Here is a 22818-nt window from a genome sequence, read left to right as displayed (position 1 = left end):
ATGAGTAATATTATTAAGCAGCTTGAAGCTGAGCAAATGAAAAAAGATGTACCAGCATATTCACCAGGTGATACTGTTGTTGTACAAGTAAAAGTTACAGAAGGTGATAAATCTCGTCTACAAGCATTTGAAGGCGTAGTTATTGCTATAAAAAACCGTGGCATCAATTCTGCATTCACTGTTCGTAAAATATCTAACGGTGTTGGTGTAGAACGTGTATTCCAGACACATAGCCCTATCGTTGATTCAATTGAAATCAAACGTCGCGGTGATGTTCGTCAAGCTAAACTTTACTATCTTCGTGAACGTTCAGGTCGCTCTGCACGTATCAAAGAGAAGTTGGGTAAAAAGTAGACTCTTATATTTAAGAGATTTACTTAGTAGCTTGAAAAAACCTGTGTTGGAAACAACACAGGTTTTTTTTGTTTTAATAAGTGCAAGTTTTCAATCATATCCAAGTCATTTAAATCACATCATAAAATACATGCCTTCAAAACTGTCTAAGTTTGCATTTCATCTATTCTTTTTTACTCAAATAAAATCATTAATTAAATGTAAACGTGATTTATACCAAACGGATTAATTTATTGAGCAACTTAGAGCTACATTATCAAGCTTAGAACAAGCAAAATTGATTAAACATAGTTATTCTATATTTTTTTAATTTTGTGATGTTATCAGTTTGCTAATGAGCTCCCGAAGGGCGAGAATTTAAAGGCTCATATGCCGCGTTATTGATTTTGACAAGGTTCCTACATGGATGTAGGACATTAGGGTAACGCAGGAGCAGTTACCGAGAATAACCATTCTCTTCAATCAATGCCCTGCCTCTAAGCCTTTAAATTCTCGCTAAGTGAGCAATAAATTAATCCGTTTGGTATTAAATAATAAAGACATCCGCTTTGAATAAATTAGCCACAATGTAATCACTTCTCTTGAATTGTTATTATTTCTTCAATAGATTGTTATAAATCTCTAAAGTTTCGACTTTAGTCGAGTATGCCAACTAGCTTAGTTAATATATGATTGGTTTAATTCATTTTATTCAACGTAGTTACGATTTAGTGTTTTTAACTAAATGACCAGCGTTAAAGTTTTACAATACAAAGGAAGGCCCATGAAAGATTTAAAGACCCTTTACCCTGTTTCAGAAAGTGCCAAACAGCATACTCATATTGATAGCGCAACTTATGATGCGATGTACAAACAATCAATAGAGCAACCTGATGTGTTTTGGGCAGAACAAGCAGATAAGTTTTTAGATTGGTACAAGCCTTGGGATAGTGTTTCAGATGTTGATTTAAAAACTGCAGACATAAAATGGTTTTCTGGTGGTAAATTAAATGCTTCTTATAATTGTATTGATCGCCATCTAGCAACTAAAGCAAATGACACCGCTATTATTTTTGAGGGTGATAACCCAAATGAAGATGATCATATTAGCTATCAACAGTTACATGATCATGTATGTCGCTTTGCTAACTTATTAAAAGCACGAGGCGTTAAAAAGGGTGATCGTGTTTGTATTTATATGCCGATGATCCCTGAAGTGGGTTATGCAATGCTAGCATGTGCGCGTATCGGTGCTGTGCATTCAGTTGTTTTTGGTGGTTTTTCAACAGAGTCAATCAAAGCACGTATCGTTGATGCCGATTGTAAGGTTGTACTTACAGCGGATCAAAGTTTACGTGGTGGTAAGGCTATTCCATTAAAATCAAACGTGGATGCTGCGGTTGCTGAATGCCCTAATGTTAATACTGTTATTGTCGTTAAACGTACAGGTGGCGAAATTAACTGGAATGATAAAATTGATTTAGATTACGCTACAGAAGTAAGTAAATATCCAGCCGTGTGTGAACCTGAAGAGATGGATGCTGAAGATCCTTTATTTATTTTATATACCTCTGGCTCAACAGGTACACCAAAAGGTGTATTACACACTTGTGGTGGCTATTTATTATATGCAGCAATGACACATAAATATGTTTTCGATTACAAAGAAGGCGAAGTTTATTGGTGTACTGCTGATGCAGGTTGGATAACAGGTCATTCATATATCTTTTATGGACCATTAGCTAACGGTGCTACAACATTAGTTTTTGAAGGTATTCCTACTTATCCTGATGCAGGTCGTTTTTGGCAGGTATGTGAAAAACATAAAGTGAATATCTTCTACACAGCCCCTACAGCGATCAGAGCCTTAATGAGTGTAGGAAATGAGTTGGTGGATCAAGCGGATCTGTCTTCTTTACGTTTATTAGGTACGGTAGGCGAGCCTATTAATCCTGAAGCTTGGCATTGGTATTACGAAGTTGTTGGTCAATCTAGGTGTCCTATTGTTGATACGTGGTGGCAAACTGAAACAGGTGGTATTTTAATTACCTCTCTACCTGGTGCGGTTGATATGAAACCAGGCGCTGCAGGTAAACCATTTTTTGGTGTTCAACCTGCGTTATTTGATAAAGATGGTAATACTCTTGAAGGTGAGAATAACGGTTTACTTGTAATGACAGCGAGTTGGCCAGGACAATTAAGAAGTGTTTATGGCGATCATAAGCGTTTTTATGACACTTACTTAGGACAATACCCTGGAAACTACTTTACAGGTGATGGTGCCAAACGTGATGAAGACGGTTTTTATTGGATAACAGGTCGAGTGGATGATGTACTTAATGTTTCAGGACATCGCTTAGGTACAGCTGAGATTGAAAGTGCTTTAGTACTTCATCCTGCCGTTGCGGAAGCTGCTGTTGTTGGTTATCCGCATGAGATTAAAGGACAGGGCGTTTATGCTTATGTTTCTTTAATGAAAGGCGCTGTAGAAACTGATGAGCTTGTTAAAGAGCTTACTGAGTTTGTAGCGAAAGAGTTAGGGCGCTTTGCGAAACCCGACTATATTCAATATGCGCCAGGGTTACCTAAAACACGTTCAGGTAAAATTATGAGAAGAATCCTTCGTAAAATTGCTGAGAACGATATTGATACATTAGGTGATACATCAACCTTAGCGGATCCTTCTGTTGTTGATAACCTTATTGCTAAACGAATAGTCCATAACGGATAATTCTTTTGGAAAGTAAAGTTTACAATTAATGTTAATTAAAAAGCGCCTAAAGGCGCTTTTTTTGTATCTATCCTATGTACCTATGCAATTAAAGCGTGTAACATAATTGATACAGATCGAGTAAATATAAGTTTACAGTTTGTTTGTGTAAGAGTTTTGATTGATTTTATAACTATTCTGGCCTTTTACTATTACATTTAAGTAAGACTATTGGATTTATTCTTATTTCATTACCTATGAAGAGGCTAACGTTATGACACTAGAAAACAGCACCGAAACTAAAAAAAGTCGTTTAGACAATGTTCATGTAAATTCTGAAGAAGTATTGATCACACCTGAAGATTTAAGAAACGAATTACCTTTACCAGAGTCAGGCAGAGTATTTGTACAGCAAGCGCGTAATGTTATTGCTGACATCATTCATAAAAGAGACAGTCGCTTACTTATTATCAGTGGTCCATGTTCTATACATGATATTGACGCAGCTAAAGAATACGCTAGAGAGCTTAAAAAACTTCATGAGCAATACAAAGACAGCTTATACATTGTAATGCGCGTTTACTTTGAAAAACCAAGAACAACTGTCGGTTGGAAAGGGCTAATTAATGACCCTCATATGGATGGTTCATTTGATGTTGAAACAGGCTTAAGAAAAGCGAGAGAGTTATTAATCTTTTTAACTGAACTTGGTTTACCGTTAGCTTCAGAAGCTTTAGATCCTATTAGCCCACAATATTTAGCTGAGTTATTTAGTTGGTCTGCAATTGGTGCTAGAACAACTGAATCGCAAACACACAGAGAAATGGCATCAGGTTTATCTATGCCAATTGGTTTTAAAAATGGTACTAAAGGTAGCTTAGATGTTGCTATCAATGCGATGGAATCTGCAGCGTCTTCGCATCGTTTTATGGGTATTAATAAACAAGGCCAAGTATCTTTAATCAAAACATCAGGTAATCCAGATGGTCATGTAATTTTACGTGGTGGTAAAAAGCCTAACTACAATGCAGGCGATGTAGCTATTTGTGAAGAGGCTTTAGCAAAACAAGGCTTAGAACCTGGTATTGTTGTTGATTGCTCACATGGTAATTCAAGCAAAGATTATGCTCGTCAACCGATTGTAGCTCATGATGTATTTGATCAAATAGTTGATGGTAATAAATCAATTATAGGCATTATGCTTGAAAGCCATTTAAATGCAGGTAAGCAAAGTGATAGTATTCCTATTGCTGAACGTGCTTACGGTGTTTCAATCACAGATGGTTGTATTGATTTAGCCAGTACACAAGAACTTATAGCAAAAGCTGATGAGAAGCTGAAAACAGTTTTAAAATCACGTACTGCATAGGTTATTCTGCCGACATTACACTTTATTCAATATTAATGTCTTTTGGTAAATCATTTCTATCGAAGTATATGAATACCAATTTGATTAATTTATTATTCAAATTGGTATAATATCTAGTCATAAATACGTTACGAATAAAGCAGGCATTGATGTGAATGTTTAGAAACGTATTGATAGGGAGATCACTCAGCGTAATTAATCTAATTTGTAGGATAACTTCATTTTAGAGCATCATTATCTTATAACTCTCCCACTATTTTTAAAATTAAACACTAAAAGCCAACATACATAGTTAATTGGCACTATATTTAACATATAACCGTACATTGTTGAGACACAAATGGAAAAACACGTATTTGATGAGAAGCTCGCTGATTTAAGAAACGAAATTGACGACATCGATTCTCAATTAGTTAATTTATTAAAAAATCGACGTACGGTTACGACTAAAGTTGGTGCGCTAAAAAATGAAGTGGGTATGCCTATTTATGCCCCAGAGCGTGAAGAAGAATTATTAACTAAGCGCAGACAACAAGCGCAAGAAGCTGGTCTGAATCCTGATGTTATTGAGGATGTATTACGCCGTTTAATGAGCGACTCCTACTTAAGCCAAGATGCTAGTGGTTATTTGTGTGTAAACCCTGATTGCGAAAAGATTGTTGTGATTGGTGGTAAAGGGCAGTTAGGTAAAATATTCGTAGACTTATTTACTCGCTCAAACTACCAAGTAGAAGTTATGGAGCAAGAAGACTGGTGTAATAGTGAAACTATTTTTACTAATGCTACGGCTGTTATTGTTGCAGTACCTATTTGTTTAACAAAAACCATTATTCAAGAATTAACTAACTTACCTGAAAAATGTATTCTTGCTGATGTAACGAGTATAAAAGAATCACCGCTTTATGAAATGCTTAAAGTTCATAAAGGGCCTGTTGTTGGCCTACATCCTATGTTTGGACCTGATGTAACAAGTTTGGTTAAACAAACTGTTATCGCATGTGAAGGGCGTGATCCTGAGAATTATCAGTGGTTATTACAACAAATAGAGGTTTGGGGCGCTAAAATTTATCCAGTAGATGCAGCAGCTCATGATCAAGCAATGGCTATGGTGCAAGTGATGCGTCATTTCTCTACTATTGTTTATGGCTATCATTTAATGACTGAAGGGGCTGATTTAGCTCAATTAGTTGAAATGAGTTCACCTATCTATCGTCTAGAGTTAATTATGGTAGGGCGACTGTTTGCTCAGAATCCTGTTTTATATAGTGATATTATATTTTCTAATACTGATAATATAGATATGATGAAACGATTTGCTTATCGCTTTTTAGAACTGCTTGAAGATGTTGAAATGGGAGATAAAGAATCCTTCATCAATATGTTTAATCAAGTATCGGATTGGTTTGGTGATTATGCGGGTGAGTTTTTAAAAGAAAGTAAATCTATGCTACTTAAAGCTAACGAGCTTAAAAAGTAACATTGTTCATATTTATAAATAAAGGATTATTCATGTTTGTTTCTCAGAAGGTTTCAAAGGTTATTGTACTGGCTTGTTTTATTTTTATAACATCGTGTAGCCATAATGCGTCAACATCAGAGATGGCAGTAGAAGAAACATTAACAGCTGAAAAGAATATGGTAGGAATTATCTCTAAAAATGATTTATTGAGCCATGAAGCTTTATTTAAAAAAGGCTATGAGTCTTTTGTTGTTTCTGAGGAAGATAAGTTACAAGTTAGTGATTGGCCTAGTAATTTACATATTGATATTTATTTTGGAACTTGGTGTCACGATAGCGAAAGAGAAGTGCCTAAATTATTATCTATTTTAGATAACAATGTAGATGTTAACTTTAAACTAATCGCCTTAGATCTTAATAAAGGTGATCCACAAAAGTTAGCTCTCCGTAATAGTATTAACTATACGCCGACGTTTGTTGTGTTTTTAGGGGATAAAGAAATAGGTCGTATTATTGAACGACCTATTGATAGTTTAGTAACGGATATTACAAAGTTATATATTAACTCTGTAAAAATTAATGACTAAAATTTGTAAGAAAAACCAATAGAAATAGAAGTGTTTATCCAAACCGTATCATCATATTCAGCAGAACATAGATCGTTTTGACAGAATAATGTATCACCATCTTGCATCAAGCTTGCATAGCCTCTTAGCTCTGTAACAATAGATGCTACATCAGATATTTCATATCGTGTGCCTATTGCTGCTGTGAAAGATGGTGCAATTTCACTACCGCCATCACTACTAAAACGTGCAGCACCTAGCCCAATAGAAACTGTAGTTATATACTGTCTTTGTCTGAATTGAGCTACACCATTAAAATGTGCATACAATATGTCTAAAGAGCTTGTTTGACCTTCATCCCCGTATTCAAAGTCCTGACTTGAATAATTTACAAGTATTTGGCCTTGACCGTTTGGTGATTCTTGCCAAGCAACACCTATTCCAAAGTGAGCGGCACTATCCATAGAAATGGACGTACCAGAATCAGGAACCGTTAAGTCTGAACTCGACATTACTCCTATATAAGGCGTAATTTCGAATTCCGTTGCTATAGACGAGCTTGCAGGTAATGCTAAAGCAAGCGTGAAAGCTACCTTGGTTAAGAGGCTGGTTGAACGTGACATATTCGGTTCCCTTTTATTTATTCTTATTTTATATTTCTGATTAAATTTATAGTATTAATTAATAACACTAACAACTAATTAAAAAATCCACCAAGTTTCTCTAAAGCTTTTTCTTTTAATTTTTCTTTGACTTTTTCAGTAAGCTTTTTCTTTTGTTCTGCTTTAGCTTCTTTCCAAATAGACGATAATGCCTGTTTGGCAATTTCTGCACCTAGTTGACTTGCTGGTAAACCTTTCTCTCCACCAATGTTTGTTAAATTAATATCAGGTAAAGTTAATTGATGTTCTTTATTACCTAGTGCTGATAAATCTAAAGATAATTGAGTGCTAGATAGAATCAGCTTACTTACACGGATGTTAGGTTCTGATTGAGTACTTGTTTCAGTCTCAGCTTCGGTTGTGTCGATTTTCGGTATATTCTTTTCTATTTCATCTAATATATCTGATAAGTTTGCTGTACCGCTTTGAGCTAACTCAACAAACGCTTGAGGGTTGTTAATTCTTATTTCGTCTATAACAATCGTATCTTCTGTAAGGCTCGAGATATTAATATCTAATAATATTGTTTCGAAAGAAAAGGCGTTCGGATAGTTATATTTTTCAGGGTTGCTAAGGCTGAAACCATTAATCGCGCCTGAACCTTTGGTTAGTTTCATTTCAACACTTTTAACAAGTACTGTTTGATTTGTTATTTTACTACCTTGTGTTTGTATTTGTTGCTTGATGAAATCATCTAAAGACCCATTTGCTAAAAACCACAAAGCGGCACCACAAAATAATAAGATAATAAAAACGAAAGAGGCTAATTTATTCACGAATAATCCTTAAGAGTAAATTTTAGATAAGTACAAAAGTATAATTGTACGCATTTGATAAAATTATAGATGATCTACTATATAAAAAATACCGATAAAAGTAATGGGTATACAAACAATTAAATCAATATAACGTTCATATATTTGAAATAAGAGTAACAGGTTAGTTTATAAGATAAATTAATTCTTTATAATGCAGTATAAATGTCATTAACCCTCAACATATATGTCTAATTTTGAATTAAATATAGGTTTAATTAACCCTAAAAGCCCAACGAATGTTGGAGCTGTTATGCGTGCTGCTGGATGTTATAAAGCGAATAATGTTTATTACACAGGGAAGCGTTACGAAAATGCTGCAAAATTTAATACCGATACTAAAAATGTAAAAGATAAAATCCCATTAGTCGCTGTTGAAGATATTACTGACGCTGTACCCGAACATGTAAAAATCGTATGTGTTGATTTAGTTGAAGGCTCTATCCCATTACCTCACTTTGAGCACCCAGAAAATGCAATTTATATTTTTGGTCCAGAAGATGGGACCATCCCTCAAGCTATTATAAATAAAGCTGATGCCGTAGTTTATATACCAACGGTAGGTTGTATGAATTTAGCGGCTACTGTTAATGTGTTGATGTATGACCGTTCGGTCAAATTAGAACACTTTGAATATGGCGATGATTTAATTAGAACCAGTCGAGATAAAAACAATCGCACGAGGTTAATTCAAACAGAAAATAAAACATAACTCGATAAATCAATTATAAAGGCTTTATTTTTATATCAGTAAAACTACTTGACTAAGAATTTTATTCAGCTAGAATGTTCCCAGCTAGAAAGTAAGACCTATATTTATGTACGCCGTTTCGATGTTATATTAGTAGCTCGTCCTGTTTAATAAGTAATAGCAAAACTTCCTGCAACACCGCTCCATTTTGGAGCAAAAAATTACTCTTAAAAGAATAGGATATTATTATGTCTACAACTACTGGTACAGTAAAATGGTTTAACGAATCTAAAGGTTTTGGCTTTATCGAGCAAGAATCTGGTCCAGACGTATTTGCACATTTCTCTGCAATCCAAGGCGACGGTTTCAAAACTTTAGCTGAAGGTCAAAAAGTACAGTTTACTGTTACTCAAGGACAAAAAGGTCCTCAAGCAGAAAACATTCAAGCACTTTAATTTAATTACCGATTAAATTCGGTTATTAATAAAGCGTTTAAAAGGCAAGATTATATCTTGCCTTTTTTGTGTCTGTTACTTTATTTTAGCCCCTTCAAACTTCAAACTTCAAACTTCAAACTTCAAACTTCAAACTTTACATTTTAGTTAGTCAAATTAACCATTTTTTAGTCTTTTAATCTTTAATATTATGCTTTCATAAATTTAAGTGATGATCGTTTATTTTAAGTCTTTGTTTGTAATGAATTTAATATTTGGCATCAGTTTTGTAATGTAATTATTAAATAAAATATAAATTTGAGAGTTAAACATGAAAAAATTATTCGTAGGGTTAGTTTTAATAAGTAGCAACAGTTTTGCACACGATTCATCACATACTCGTGATTCTTGTAATATCGATATTAATGGAGGCGTGAGTATTTCTCAGTCAAATATTGAATTTTTAAAGAATGATAAAAGCTTATATAAAATAGAGAAAGATCACTCTCTGATAATCAATGGTGAAGAAGTCTCACTAACTTCAAGTCAGCAATCAATAATCACCCAATTTTCAACGGATATAAGAGCCTTAATACCTCAAGCTAAAAATGTAGCGACTGATGCCTTAACTTTAGCTTCTGAAGGCGTTAGTTTAGTTTGTAATGAATTACTTGGTGAAAATAATGCTGTAGTCGAAGATCTTGCTACGCACTTTAATACGATTAATCATGAAATAGAAGAAAGCTTTGCGATGAACAAAACAATTCATTTCAATGAAGATGGATTTTCTAGTGATGAGTTTTTTGGAGATGATTTTGAAGAGCGTATCGAAGCCGCTGTTGAACAAACCATTAAAAACTCAATTGGTAGTGTGATGATTGCTGTTGGGCAAGAACTTCTCTTTTCTGGCGGTAATATGGATGTATTTGAAACTAAGATGGAAAGTTTTGGAGAACAAATGGAGTATGAAATGGAAGTAAGAAGCCAAGATATTGAAAAGCGAGCTTATGCTTTATGTGAAGCTTTAATCAATATTGACCTTATAGAAGAGAATATGAGAAATGATATCCCTGAACTTTCAAAATTTAATGTATTAACTATATCAGGTGAAAATCAAAATAAAGTCTAGTTTTCAATAAATAAGTAATTTTAAATGAGAGAACACTCAAAAGATGTTCTCTTTTTTTATCTTAGAGACGACGTTTAACATAAAAGTGTTTTATAATAACCCCATTAGTTAAATGAGGTTTTATACATGAGAATATGTGGCGTAGAGTTAAAAGGTAATGATGCAATTGTTTGTATTATGTCGAGAGAGAATGGGTTATATGATATTCCTCACCTTAGAGTACAAAAGTTATCAATAGGTGATGCTGGTGATGCAGAACAAGTAAGAACTTTTCAATTTACTTTTGCTAAGCTGATGGAAGATTATAAAGTAGATAAAGTTGTTATTCGTGGACGTGCTTTGAAAGGTAAATTCTCAGGTGGACCTGTAGGCTTTAAATTAGAAGCTGCTATTCAATTGATTCAAGACTTATCTGTTGAAATTATTTCTGGAACAGATGTTAAAAAATCTTTAGCTAAAAGTCAGGTTGATATTGATTTTAGAGATACAGGATTAAAGCAATATCAAGAAGGTGCATTTGAAAGTGTATTTTCTTACTTTGAGCAATCAGCGTTTAATCCAAACAGCATACAATAAATTAAATAAGCATATTAAATATAAGGAAGCGAAAGCTTCCTTTTTTTATTTCTTGGATTCAAATAATAAGTGCATAACTTGAATAGGTAGAAGAAATGGTCAGTTGAATATATGCTGATTGCTTTTTCTCCGGCAAGAGATGCAACAATGAAAACATATAAACAACTGACCTATGAACAACGATGCCAGATTTATGCGTTAAATAAAACAGGTTTAAGTCAAAATAAAATAGCGAAACAACTAAACGTTAGCCAATCTACTATTAGTCGAGAGTTTCAGCGTAATAAGGGTAAACGAGGTTATCGCATCAAACAGGCTCAGGCATTATCGAATGAACGTCGATTATCCGCTTGCAAAGCGATTAAAATGACAAAGCGCTTTACTCAACTTATTGATTCAAAGATAGAAGAAAAGTGGAGCCCTGAGCAAATATCTGGCTGGCTTCGGGCAGAGAAAGATACTGAGATTAGTCTTGAGACGATTTACCTGTATATTTGGGCGGATAAGCGACAAGGTGGCGTATTATTTCAGAGCCTGCGCAGAAAAGGAAAAGCATATCAATCCAGAAGTAAGGATAAGCAAGCAGGTCGAGGGTTCATTAAAAACCGTATCAGTATTGATGAACGACCAGCAGTTGTTGATGACAGAAGTAGAATTGGTGATTGGGAAATAGACCTCGTTATTGGTAAAGGACACAGTGGCGCTTTGGTCACTATTGTAGAGCGTCAAACAAGCTTTACCGTGTCTGCGCGAATAGATGATAAATCAGCTAAAACAGTGACTGCTGCCACAATTTCATTACTCAAACCTTATGAGAAATCAGTGTTAACAATCACGGCTGATAATGGTAAAGAGTTTGCTTATCATGAAGAAATGACTAAGCATTTAGGCTGTGATGTTTTCTTTGCAGATCCTTACTGTTCGTGGCAGCGAGGATTAAATGAAAATACGAATGGATTGTTACGGCAATATTGGCCAAAATCAACAGACTTCAAAAAAGTATCACACACAGAAGTTAACGAGGTCATAGTTAACCTCAACGATAGACCAAGAAAAAAACTAAAATATAAAACGCCAGCCAAATTAATGGCTGAACATATGGTAGCTATAGCTGCTTAAAGGTTATGCACTTCAGACTTGAATCTGCCTTTTAAAAAAACATCGTAAAGTTATTTTATTTTTAGTTATATTTCAAATATTGATAAATTAATATTTATTTCAGCTCATCTCGTTATCATTTTTTGTTGTTTTCAATCTTAAATAAAAATCAGAAAAATAAAGTAATTAGCATCAATGTATATTTAAGAACGCTTTTGCTTTTAGGTTGTTTGGATGATTTATATTGGTGATAAATTAATAGCGGAATTGTTAGAAGAGGTTGGGTCTAAAGCTTTGTTTTAGTTGTGTCATTATTGCTAGAAGAGATATAAATTTTAGATAAAAAAAAACCGGCTAATGCCGGTTTTTCAATCTTTATACAAAACTAAAGAGCTTTAATAGCAGCGTTTAAACGACTTTTGCTACGAGCAGCTTTATTTTTGTGAATAAGACCTTTGCTTGCATAACGATCTAAGATCGGTGTTGCAGATGCAAATTCTTTAGTTGCTGTTTCTTTGTCACCGGCTTCGATAGCACCGATTACTTTCTTAAGTAATGTGCGCATCATTGAACGACGGCTTGCATTGTGTTGACGGCGCTTTTCAGATTGTACTGCGCGCTTCTTAGCAGACTTTGAGTTAGCCAAGGTGAACTCCTAAAATTAATAAATATTGCCTAGATTTAAGGCGACGAAATATGCCTGTTTTTAAGCTGTTTGTCAAACCCTTTCGCTTTATTTTTAATTTTAGTACGAAATTTAAAACCAAAGGGAAAGGTAGAATATTTATTTTATCACAATCTAAATAAAATAGGTGTTTAAGTTAACTTTAACGCTTGTTTCTCCTTATCAAAAAAACGCATAATAATAGATTCATTTAAATGATAAAAATTAGCAGTATGGGAAGTCTATTTTGAGTAAGAAACTCATTAAATCAGGATTGATTGTAAGTATTATGACACTTGTTTCGCGAGTGCTTGGATTAATACGAGATGTTGTTATTGCTAATGTTATGGGGGCAGGGGTAGCCGCTGATGTTTTCTTTTTTGCGAATAAGATCCCTAATTTTTTAAGACGTTTGTTTGCAGAAGGGGCTTTTGCACAAGCTTTTGTACCTGTGTTAAGTGAGTATCATGCTAAAGATGGCGATAAGCTAGGTCCTGAAACTCGTCAACTTATTGCTCAAGTCTCAGGAACATTAGGTGTTCTAGTGACACTAGTTACACTTGTAGGTGTTATTGCATCCCCAGTCTTTGTTATTTTATTTGGTTTTGGTTGGTTTTGGGATTGGTTACATGACGGTCCAAAAGCTGAACAATTTGAACTGGCTTCGTTTTTACTAAAAATAACTTTTCCTTATTTATTTTTTGTTAGCTTTACAGCATTAGCAGGAGCTATTTTAAATACGTTAGGAAAATTTGCGGTTTCTTCATTTACCCCTGTATTACTTAATATTTGTATTATTACTTGTGCAATATTCCTATCTCCTATCGTGCCTAATCCTGCTTATGCCTTAGCGATTGGTGTTTTTATTGGCGGAATAGTGCAGTTTATGTTTCAAATTCCTTTTTTAATGCAAGCAGGTGCTTTAGTTAAACCTAAGTGGGCTTGGAAGTCTGAAGGTGTTAGTAAAATTAGAAGGCTTATTGTGCCTGCGTTATTTGGGGTTTCAGTTACACAGATTAATTTATTGTTAGATACGCTTATTGCTAGTGTATTGATTACAGGGTCTATTAGTTGGTTGTATTATGCCGATAGACTTTTAGAGTTCCCTCTTGGCTTATTTGGTATTGGTATAGCCACAGTTATTTTACCCAGCTTATCAAAGTTACATGCTAAACAAAGTTCTGGTGAGTTTCGCGCTACGGTAGAGTGGGGACTTAAAATAGTATCGCTATTTGGTTGGCCTGCTTTAGCTGGGCTTATGGTGTTAGCTCAACCTATTGTTATGGTTTTGTTTATGCGTGGTGAATTCTCAGAACAAACGGTACTTAATGTATCGTATGCACTTTTTGCGTATTTATCAGGTTTGATTAGCTTCATGTTTATTAAAATCTTGGCTCCTGCTTATTACGCGCGACAAGATACTAAAACACCTGTGATTATCGGTATTAAGGCTATGGTCGCTAATATGGTATTTAATTTGATGTTGGCACCATTCTTTGGTTATGTTGGTTTAGCTATCGCAACAACTATGTCGGCATCGTTAAATGCTTTTCTACTTTATCGAGGATTAAAAAATCAAAATGTTTTTAGCTTATCTTCACAAGCATTATGGTTTATGGCGCGTATTATGATCGCTGCGGGAGTTATGGGTACGGTTGTTTATTTTATTTCGCCTCCATTTATTGAATGGTTAAATATGACTAAGATCGAACAACTGATTCAACTCATTACTTGCATTGGCTTAGGTGTTATTAGTTATTTTGTATCAATTGTTTTATTCGGTATTCGAATGAAAGATATTAAAGTTTTAAACTAGGGGCTATTCATCAGAAAAGATAAATAGACTCTGGTAGCGACTTAAAATGACTAAATCGTAAATAAATGTGATGAAATTGCGTTCATATGCTGATTCTTAGGGTTGAGTAATATATAATTTCTCGGTTTTTCTTAATACATAATTGAAGTTCAGTGAAAGTTTAGTTAAAAAAGGTTTTTTTAATAAATGCAGTTAATACGCGGTATCCATAATATACAACCAGAGCATAATGGCTGTGTACTAACTATAGGCAACTTTGATGGTGTTCATCTAGGCCATAAAGAAGTAATTAATGCGTTAATTAAACAAGCTAAAGAACTTAATTCTATAGCCGCTGTTATGGTTTTTGAGCCACAACCTCGAGAATTGTTTTCTCCAGAAACAGCCCCAGCTCGATTATGTAGATTAAGAGATAAATATACTTTGTTGGCATCGTTAGGTGTTGAACGATTAATTTGTGTTAATTTCAATCAGAAATTTGCAACACAATCAGCTGAAAATTTTATCGAAGACTTATTAGTGAATAAGTTAGGTATTAAAAGTTTGATTGTTGGTGACGACTTTAGATTTGGTAAAAGTCGTAAAGGTAATTACAACATGTTACTTGAAGCAGGTAAGGCTTCAGGCTTTAATGTTTCAGATACCGCAAGTTATAAAATACTGGATCAAAGGATCAGCAGTACAGAAATTCGCAAAGCTCTTGAAAATGATGATCTTGAGCAAGCCGAAATGATGCTTGGTAGGCCTTATTCAATAATAGGCCGAGTTTTTCATGGAGATAAAAGAGGCCGTCAATTAGGCTTTCCAACGGCGAATGTTAAATTAAAAAGACGTGTTTCACCTGTTAATGGTGTGTACGCGGTAAAAGTTAAAACAGGTAAAGGGCTGTTTTTTGGGGTCGCTAATATTGGCTCTAGACCAACGGTCGCTGGCATACGACAGCAGCTAGAAGTACATATTTTCGATTTTGACTTTGATCTTTATGGTCAAACCATTGAAGTGATATTGCTGAAGAAATTAAGAAAAGAAATGAAATTTGATTCTCTTTCTGCCTTAACAGAACAAATAGTGATTGATAGCGAGCAAGCTCGTCAATTTGTTCAAGTGTTAAGTGTATAAAGCGGTCACAACATATATTAATTTTTAAAGTTAACCGTAGTAATGAATTGTGAAGGTTAACTAAAATACGAGTGGATATAAATTTAAATGAGTGATTATAAGCATACCCTAAATTTGCCAGATACTTCGTTTCCAATGAAAGGGAATATGGCAAACCGCGAACCTAACATGCTAAAAGAGTGGGCCGAAAAAGATTTATACGGAAAAATTCGTGCTGCTAAAAAAGGCAAAAAATCATTTATTCTGCATGACGGACCTCCTTATGCAAATGGTGATATTCATTTAGGACACTCAGTAAATAAAATTCTTAAAGATATTATTGTTAAATCTAAAACCTTATCTGATTTCAACTCTCCTTATGTTCCAGGTTGGGATTGTCATGGCTTACCAATTGAATTAATGGTTGAAAAGAAAATAGGTAAACCAGGACATAAAGTGACTGCTGCTCAGTTTAGAGAGAAATGTCGCGAATATGCAACCAAGCAAGTTAATGGTCAAAAAGAAGACTTTAAACGCTTAGGCGTTTTTGCTGATTGGGATAAACCTTACCTAACGATGGATTTTGATACTGAAGCTAATATTATCAGATCGCTTGGTAAAATTGCTGAAAATGGTCATATACATCAAGGCTTCAAACCTGTTCATTGGTGTACTGATTGTGGTTCTGCTTTGGCGGAAGCTGAAGTTGAATATCAAGACAAAAAGTCACCTGCTATCGATGTTACATTTAGTGTTAAAGACAATGCAATAGTTGATAAATTTTCAGTTGGAGACAATCAAGGTGAAGGCGATATCAGTATCGTTATTTGGACAACAACTCCTTGGACTTTACCTGCTAACCGCGCGATTTCGGTTCATCCTGATGTTGAATACTCTCTTGTTCAATGTGAAACAGAGCAGGGTAAGCAACGATTGATTTTTGCAACTGATCTTGTTGAATCATGTATGAAAAGATACGGTATTGAAGAATTCAGCACATTAGGTTTATGTAAAGGTATCGATCTTGATTTAGTTGATGTTAACCATCCGTTTTATGATTTTACTGTGCCTATTGTATGTGGCGATCATGTAACAACAGATTCAGGTACTGGTTGTGTTCATACAGCTGGTGGTCATGGTGTAGACGATTTCAACGTAAGTAAACAATACGATTTAGAAATATATAACCCAGTTGGAGCTAACGGTGTTTATTTAGAAGATACACCTTTATTTGCTGGACAACATGTCTTTAAAGCGAACGCTTCAGTACTTGAAGTATTAGCTGAAAAAGGTGCTTTATTGCATCACTTTGCAATGGAGCATTCGTATCCTCATTGTTGGAGACATAAAACACCTATTATTTTCCGTGCGACTCCACAGTGGTTTATCAGTATGGACAAAAAAGGGTTACGTCAAGATTCACTGAAAGAAATTGAGAAAACAAGATGGATCCCTGATTGGGGTCAAAGCCGTATTGAAAAAATGGTTGAAGGCAGACCTGATTGGTGTATCTCTCGTCAACGTACATGGGGCGTGCCTATTGCTTTATTTATTCATAAAGATACAGGTGCACTTCATCCTCGTAGTATTGAACTTATTGAAGAAGTTGCTTTAAGAGTTGAAAAATCAGGTATTCAAGCTTGGTTTGATTTAGACGCAAAAGAATTGATTGGCGATGATGCGAATGATTTCGTTAAAGTACCAGACACTCTTGATGTATGGTTCGATTCAGGAACAACTCACGCTTCAGTTATTGAAGCACGTGAAGAATTTGACGGTATAGCTGATTTATACTTAGAAGGTTCAGATCAACATCGTGGTTGGTTCATGTCATCGATGATGTCATCAGTAGCTATGAACGGAAAAGCACCTTATAAACAAGTGTTAACACATGGTTTTACTGTTGATGCTAAAGGTCACAAAATGTCTAAATCTTTAGGCAATGTGATCACACCATCTCAAATAACAAATAAGTTAGGTGCAGATATTTTAAGATTGTGGGTAGCTTCAGTTAACTACACACAAGAAATTACTGTTTCAGATGAAATATTTAAACGCCAAGCTGATGCATATAGACGTATTCGTAACACTTCTCGCTTCTTATTAGCTAACTTGAATGGTTTTAATCCTAAAGAACATTCAGTTGCGTTAGAAGATATGGTTTCATTAGATCGCTGGGTTGTAGGTCAAGCTGCACAATTACAAGAAGACATAGAAAAAGCGTATAACGATTACGAATTTCATGTTGTGGTACATAAGCTAATGAACTTCTGCACAACTGAGTTAGGTGGTTTCTATTTAGATGTGATTAAAGATAGACAATACACAGCTAAAGAAGACAGCGCTGCGCGTCGTTCATGTCAAACAGCTATGTATTTAATCGCCGAAGCACTAACGCGTTGGATGGCTCCTGTATTATCGTTTACTGCTCAAGAACTTTGGGAAGCATTGCCGACTCCTGCTGGTGAAGAGAGAGATGAATTTGTATTCACTGATGTTTGGTTTGATGGCTTAGCTAAATTACCTGAAAATGCATCATTTGATGATGAATTTTGGGCTGAAATTTTATTAATTAAAACTGAAGTTAATAAAGCTCTAGAAGCGGCACGTAAAGAAAAAATAGTGGGTAAAGCATTGGAAGCTTCAGTCACTATTTATGCAACAGCCAATATCGTAGACAAACTTAAACAACTTGAAGAAGAGCTACGCTTTGTTTTAATTACTTCATCAGCAACAGTTGAATTAGTGACTTCTGCACCTGAAGGTATGATTGAAACTGATGTTACTGGTTTATGGTTATCAGTTGCTCCAGCATCAGGTAGTAAGTGTGACCGTTGTTGGCACTTTACAGACGATGTTGGTCAAATAGAAGCGCATCCTGAGTTATGTGTACGTTGTGTAACTAACGTAGACGGTTTAGGTGAAGAGCGTAAGTTTGCATAGCTCGTTAGTATAAACGTCATCTTAAGTGACTAAATATATTAAAGAAATAAGCGTATATTATTAATTAATGTACGCTTGTTTTATATTTAGGCGTTAATTTCGTTCTTTAAAAAGGTTTTAGTTTTTAATGATAAAAAATGCAATGAATACAGGGTTAAGTTGGTTGTGGTTAACTTTGTTATGTTTGATTGTAGATCAAGTAACTAAACATCAAGTTGTTGGTTCAATGGAACTCTATGAGTCAATCAAGGTATTTTCTTTTTTTAGTATTACTTATGTACATAATCTTGGTGCAGCTTTCAGCTTTTTAGCTGATGAAGGCGGCTGGCAAAGGTGGTTCTTCACCGGTGTTGCCGCTATCGCTAGTATCGTTTTTATTGTTTGGTTAGCTAAAACACCTAAAAACCAAAAATTATTAAGTATTGCTTTTGCCTTGTTGCTAAGTGGTGCTTTAGGCAATTTAATTGATAGAGCTTTATTTGGATATGTTATCGACTTTTTAGATTTCTATATTGGTGATAATCACTGGCCTGTTTTTAATGTTGCAGACTCAATGATCTTCATCGGTGCAGCGCTCATGATTTTTGATTCATTCAAAAACAATAATAAAGACAACGAAAAAAATAAAAAGTAGGCAGACAAGTCATGACTAAAATTATTAAAGAAAACTCTAATATCATTGTTCATATAACAATGAAACTTGCTGATGGTTCAGCTGCTGACAGTACGAAAGTAAATAATAAACCAGCAAAAATCATTATGGGAGATCAAAGTATCTCTCCAGCATTTGAAGCCAATCTTCTTGGTTTAAAAGAAGGTGAATCTAAAGAGTTTACGCTTCAATCTATCGATGCATTTGGTGATAAAAATCCAGACAATATTCATTATGTAGATGCCACTAAGTTTGATAGTGAAACACCCGCTAAAGTCGGTAACATTATTACCTTTACTCAACCAGGTGGTGAGTTACCAGGTATGATCACTGGCGTTTCAGGTAGTTCAGTTACTGTAGACTTTAATCACCCCTTAGCAGGGCAAGCAGTAACTTTTGTTATCGACGTAGTAGAAATTCAATAGACCAGAGTAATAGAGAATATCATGGAAATTATATTAGCAAACCCAAGAGGCTTTTGTGCTGGTGTAGATCGAGCAATTAGTATTGTTGATCGCGCACTAGATTTATTTGATGCACCTATCTATGTTCGACATGAAGTTGTACATAACAAGTTTGTTGTTAATGGTTTAAAAGAGCGCGGCGCTGTTTTTGTTGATGAGTTAGATGAAATTCCTGATGACAGTACTGTGATTTTTAGTGCGCATGGCGTTTCTAAAGCTGTTCGTAATAAAGCAAAAGACCGCGGTTTGAAAGTGTTTGATGCTACTTGTCCGTTAGTGACTAAAGTACATATGGAAGTATCACGAGCAAGCCGTAAAAATGTTGAATGTATTCTTATTGGTCATGCTGGACATCCTGAAGTTGAAGGTACAATGGGGCAATACGAAAGTGACATTGGCGGAATTTATTTAGTTGAATCTGTTGATGATGTTGAAACATTAACAGTGAAAAACCCTAATGAACTGTATTTTTGTAGCCAAACCACATTATCAATAGATGATACCAGCGATGTGATTGATGCTTTACAGAAAAAATATACGAATATTGAAGGTCCACGTAAGGATGATATTTGTTATGCAACCCAAAATCGTCAAGATGCAGTGCGATCAATTGCAAATCAAGTAGAGTTACTTTTAGTGGTTGGAGCTAAAAATAGTTCTAATTCAAATCGCCTAAGAGAGCTTGCTGAAAAAATAGGTACTACATCTTATTTAATAGATACAGCTGAAGATATTTTACCTGAGTGGTTGGATAACATTAACCATGTTGGAGTAACTGCTGGAGCATCTGCCCCTGAAATTCTTGTTAATCAGGTAATAGAAGCACTTAAAAACTATGGTGGTAAAGAAGTTATAGAATACCCTGGGCGAGAAGAAAATACAGTATTTGCAGTTCCAATTGAATTGCGCTAATCTTATCTTTCTGTATAAAAAAAGAACTAATTGTTAATTTGGTTAGTATGTTGTTAATTGAATTAACATATTTTGTTTCTAAAATGTTTTTTTATAAGTCTAAGTTTTTATTACGTAAATTATAAGTGGTAAAAACATAACATTTAGTGAAATACTACTGAGATATGGATATTAAGGTATGAGTTAATGCGGTTCACTTTAGTGATTTTTAACACGTATGATTTTCTTTTAAAGTTATTGGTCTCTATAAAACAATACTTTCTTACTTTGTTGCCGCTAACAAAACCTTCCTTAAATATTCATGATGATTATTCAGAACTTTATCATGTGAACCTTCTAACCGTTGAGGCGTAATAATTTGTGTTTTTCATCGTCATTTAAACAAAAATCTAATAAAGGCTTTACCTTAATAGAAGTACTTGTTGCGTTATTCATATTATCAACAGGTATCTTAGGTGCTGTTGCTATGCAAGCGTCGGCTAAAAAGGGCAGTTTTGATGCAATGCAACGCTCAATGGCTTCTACACTTGCACAGAATATTATTGAACGTATGCGAGGCAATGATGCGCAAGTTGAGACAAATGTACTTAATGGATATAATGGGAATTATGGTATTAATCCATTAAATGCTCCAGGTAACAGATGCAACCTATCTACATCTTTATGCACAGCAGGTGAATTAATTACCAACGACTTATATGAGTGGGAGCAAAGCTTAATTGGTGCTGATTCAAAAAATATTAATGCTAATGTTGGTGGTTTAAACGAAGTTGTAGGTTGTATCAGTCATTCAAATAATAACGTTACTGTCGTCATTAGTTGGGAAGGACGTGAAGACACTTCTGATGGAGCTACAGATAATGATGAGTTTGGAAAGAATTGTGGTGCTTCAAATACAAAACGTCGTCAAATTGCTATTAATGCATTTATTAATTAGAGGCTTATATGCTTAAAAAACAACAAGGTTTCACTTTACTTGAAATTTTTGTCGCATTAGCTATAGGTCTTGTGCTTATTGGCGGTGTGTTAAGTGTTTTTGTTGGAATGAAAACGACAACACAAGAAACCTCTAGTATGGGAGAGCTTCAAGAAAATGGCCGCTTTGCTGTTTCACTTTTAACTGATGACTTATTAAGGCAGAACTTGTGGGGAGATTTAAGTAGTAATTTGAGCAGTGGATTACTTATTACTCCTGCACCTGCGAACCCTGCTGGTGATTGTATAGGCGGAGGGTTTAATAATGGTAGTTTTCCTCAACCTGGAGTAGGAAGCTTTCGTACCATTTGGGCGCAAACGGTTGATAATATAAATATATTAGATGGTTGTATTGACGATGCAGTTATAGATTCAGATGTTATTCAAATCAAACGTGTAGTCGCTAACCCTGTTGCTCAAGCAGATATACAAGTAAATCGTTATTATATAAATTCAGGGTTTGAGAATGCAGCAATATTTTTAGGTAATGCAGGGGCGGTACCTACAGTAAACCAGTCTCGAATCTGGGAATATCAACATCACGTTTATTACATTCGTGAAGACAAAGTAGGAGACGAGGTTATACCTGTATTAATGCAGGGGAGATTACAAAATGCTGGTAATGCGATGTCTTTTAATATGTTAGTAGAAGGTATTGAAAGAATACACTATATGTTTGGTGTTGACACTAGTGGAGATGGTGTTATTAATGCCTATATAGCCCCCGTCAATATGCTCGAAAATTATTGGGATAATGCAAATAATGTTAAGATTCTTGCTGTTAAGCTTTATGTACTTGTGAGATCTATTAGGCCAGATAGAAATTACGACAATGATAATGTTTATCAAATGGGTGATGTTAGTTTTGATGCCAGTGGCGATAATTATAGGCGAATACTCTTTAGCACAACGGTATCGATGCCGAATGCGACACTTAGAACTTTTTAAAATACAGAGTTAATATGAAAACTATATACTTGATCAATCCTAAATATCAAAACTATAAGCAACAAGGTGTTGTTTTAATTGTAGCATTGGTTTTTCTCATTGCTTTAACTGCCGTTGCTGCCGCCTTAATGCAAAATACAGCAACAGATATTAAAATGGCAGGGGCAAGTCAAGAAAAATCTATTGTAACTCAAGAAACTATTAGTGAAATGGAACGCGTGATATTTAATGAATATCGTAAGGTTGATGGGGCTAATGCATTTTCAGATATTATTGTCGGTGAAATTACATTCGATGTTACTAATGATGAAACAATGAATGCTTCAGCTGTTAATGCGAATCAATATGGTTTCGATGTTAGTTGTCCTCGCAATACACAACCTACATCAGGTATGAAATGTACAATTACACGAGTTCAAATAACTCAAACATATGGTCGAGACAATAACCATGCAGTCCAAGTCAACTCTGGTATTGCTCAAGAATTACCAGCAGGAAATTAAT

The 22818-nt window shown here is 34.8% G+C and carries 22 protein-coding genes; 19 read left to right on the top strand and 3 right to left on the bottom strand.

Features of this window, described 5'->3' with window-relative positions:
- The 5 genes from rplS (at position 1) to ACPUVN_RS12475 (ending at position 6458) form a co-directional block, all read left to right on the top strand.
- Positions 1–354, top strand: a complete 354-nt coding sequence (gene rplS / locus ACPUVN_RS12495; protein WP_077341269.1) for a 50S ribosomal protein L19 — start codon at positions 1–3, stop codon at positions 352–354.
- Between the two features lie 763 nt (positions 355–1117).
- A complete protein-coding gene (gene acs / locus ACPUVN_RS12490; protein WP_426369204.1) occupies positions 1118–3064 on the top strand; it encodes an acetate--CoA ligase in 1947 nt (648 codons plus the stop codon).
- A 253-nt stretch (positions 3065–3317) separates the two neighbouring features.
- Positions 3318–4412 (top strand): 3-deoxy-7-phosphoheptulonate synthase, encoded by a 1095-nt coding sequence (locus ACPUVN_RS12485; protein WP_426359990.1) that lies wholly within the window; start codon positions 3318–3320, stop codon positions 4410–4412.
- A 340-nt stretch (positions 4413–4752) separates the two neighbouring features.
- Positions 4753–5889, top strand: a complete 1137-nt coding sequence (tyrA, locus tag ACPUVN_RS12480; protein WP_426359991.1) for a bifunctional chorismate mutase/prephenate dehydrogenase — start codon at positions 4753–4755, stop codon at positions 5887–5889.
- A 32-nt stretch (positions 5890–5921) separates the two neighbouring features.
- Complete coding sequence (locus ACPUVN_RS12475; protein ID WP_426359992.1) at positions 5922–6458, top strand: thioredoxin family protein; 537 nt, start codon at positions 5922–5924, stop codon at positions 6456–6458.
- Here the strand turns inward: ACPUVN_RS12475 and ACPUVN_RS12470 are convergent.
- Positions 6455–7060 carry a hypothetical protein gene (locus tag ACPUVN_RS12470; RefSeq protein WP_426359993.1) on the bottom strand — a complete coding sequence of 202 codons (606 nt, stop codon included), beginning with the start codon at positions 7058–7060 and terminating at the stop codon, positions 6455–6457. The two genes, ACPUVN_RS12475 and ACPUVN_RS12470, sit on opposite strands and share 4 nt — an antisense overlap.
- Before the next feature lie 74 nt (positions 7061–7134).
- Positions 7135–7875: a hypothetical protein gene (locus tag ACPUVN_RS12465; protein ID WP_426359994.1), complete on the bottom strand. Its 741-nt coding sequence runs from the start codon at positions 7873–7875 to the stop codon at positions 7135–7137.
- A gap of 226 nt (positions 7876–8101) precedes the next feature.
- Here ACPUVN_RS12465 and ACPUVN_RS12460 point away from each other — a divergent pair, with 226 nt between their 5' ends.
- The 5 genes from ACPUVN_RS12460 to ACPUVN_RS12440 all read left to right on the top strand — a co-directional run bounded on the left by ACPUVN_RS12460 (position 8102) and on the right by ACPUVN_RS12440 (position 11863).
- On the top strand, positions 8102–8626 hold the full coding sequence (locus tag ACPUVN_RS12460) for an RNA methyltransferase (protein WP_426359995.1): 525 nt from the start codon (positions 8102–8104) through the stop codon (positions 8624–8626).
- Positions 8627–8853: 227 nt separating this feature from the next.
- Complete coding sequence (gene cspE, locus ACPUVN_RS12455) at positions 8854–9060, top strand: transcription antiterminator/RNA stability regulator CspE (protein ID WP_304370310.1); 207 nt, start codon at positions 8854–8856, stop codon at positions 9058–9060.
- 310 nt (positions 9061–9370) lie between these two features.
- Positions 9371–10168, top strand: coding sequence for a DUF2884 family protein (locus ACPUVN_RS12450; protein ID WP_426369203.1), 798 nt, complete (start codon positions 9371–9373; stop codon positions 10166–10168).
- A gap of 126 nt (positions 10169–10294) precedes the next feature.
- Complete coding sequence (locus ACPUVN_RS12445; protein WP_426359997.1) at positions 10295–10744, top strand: DUF3010 family protein; 450 nt, start codon at positions 10295–10297, stop codon at positions 10742–10744.
- A 147-nt stretch (positions 10745–10891) separates the two neighbouring features.
- Positions 10892–11863, top strand: a complete 972-nt coding sequence (locus ACPUVN_RS12440) for an IS30 family transposase (protein ID WP_426369202.1) — start codon at positions 10892–10894, stop codon at positions 11861–11863.
- 364 nt (positions 11864–12227) lie between these two features.
- On the opposite strand, the gene rpsT is transcribed toward ACPUVN_RS12440, so the two are convergent.
- On the bottom strand, positions 12228–12488 hold the full coding sequence (rpsT, locus tag ACPUVN_RS12435) for a 30S ribosomal protein S20 (protein WP_304370307.1): 261 nt from the start codon (positions 12486–12488) through the stop codon (positions 12228–12230).
- A 265-nt stretch (positions 12489–12753) separates the two neighbouring features.
- Between rpsT and murJ the strand changes: the two genes are divergently transcribed.
- From murJ to ACPUVN_RS12390, 9 genes are all read left to right on the top strand, one after another.
- Positions 12754–14322, top strand: coding sequence for a murein biosynthesis integral membrane protein MurJ (gene murJ, locus ACPUVN_RS12430; RefSeq protein ID WP_426359998.1), 1569 nt, complete (start codon positions 12754–12756; stop codon positions 14320–14322).
- A 186-nt stretch (positions 14323–14508) separates the two neighbouring features.
- Complete coding sequence (gene ribF / locus ACPUVN_RS12425) at positions 14509–15441, top strand: bifunctional riboflavin kinase/FAD synthetase (RefSeq protein WP_426369200.1); 933 nt, start codon at positions 14509–14511, stop codon at positions 15439–15441.
- An 87-nt stretch (positions 15442–15528) separates the two neighbouring features.
- On the top strand, positions 15529–18363 hold the full coding sequence (ileS, locus tag ACPUVN_RS12420; RefSeq protein WP_426360000.1) for an isoleucine--tRNA ligase: 2835 nt from the start codon (positions 15529–15531) through the stop codon (positions 18361–18363).
- Between the two features lie 127 nt (positions 18364–18490).
- The gene (gene lspA / locus ACPUVN_RS12415) at positions 18491–18997 is read left to right on the top strand and encodes a signal peptidase II (RefSeq protein WP_426369199.1); all 507 of its coding nucleotides are present in this window, start codon (positions 18491–18493) and stop codon (positions 18995–18997) included.
- Between the two features lie 11 nt (positions 18998–19008).
- Positions 19009–19440: an FKBP-type peptidyl-prolyl cis-trans isomerase gene (gene fkpB, locus ACPUVN_RS12410; RefSeq protein ID WP_426360001.1), complete on the top strand. Its 432-nt coding sequence runs from the start codon at positions 19009–19011 to the stop codon at positions 19438–19440.
- Positions 19441–19461: 21 nt separating this feature from the next.
- Positions 19462–20391: a 4-hydroxy-3-methylbut-2-enyl diphosphate reductase gene (gene ispH / locus ACPUVN_RS12405; protein WP_426369198.1), complete on the top strand. Its 930-nt coding sequence runs from the start codon at positions 19462–19464 to the stop codon at positions 20389–20391.
- A 358-nt stretch (positions 20392–20749) separates the two neighbouring features.
- Positions 20750–21328 carry a type IV pilus modification protein PilV gene (gene pilV / locus ACPUVN_RS12400; protein WP_426360003.1) on the top strand — a complete coding sequence of 193 codons (579 nt, stop codon included), beginning with the start codon at positions 20750–20752 and terminating at the stop codon, positions 21326–21328.
- Positions 21329–21336: 8 nt separating this feature from the next.
- Positions 21337–22314: a PilW family protein gene (locus tag ACPUVN_RS12395; protein WP_426369197.1), complete on the top strand. Its 978-nt coding sequence runs from the start codon at positions 21337–21339 to the stop codon at positions 22312–22314.
- Positions 22315–22328: 14 nt separating this feature from the next.
- Positions 22329–22817, top strand: a complete 489-nt coding sequence (locus tag ACPUVN_RS12390; protein WP_426360005.1) for a pilus assembly PilX family protein — start codon at positions 22329–22331, stop codon at positions 22815–22817.
- Position 22818 lies beyond the last annotated feature (1 nt).

It is taken from the genome of Pseudocolwellia antarctica (assembly GCF_049933045.1).
Taxonomy (GTDB): Bacteria; Pseudomonadota; Gammaproteobacteria; order Enterobacterales; family Alteromonadaceae; genus Pseudocolwellia.
This window is presented reverse-complemented; position numbering and strand designations above follow the sequence as displayed.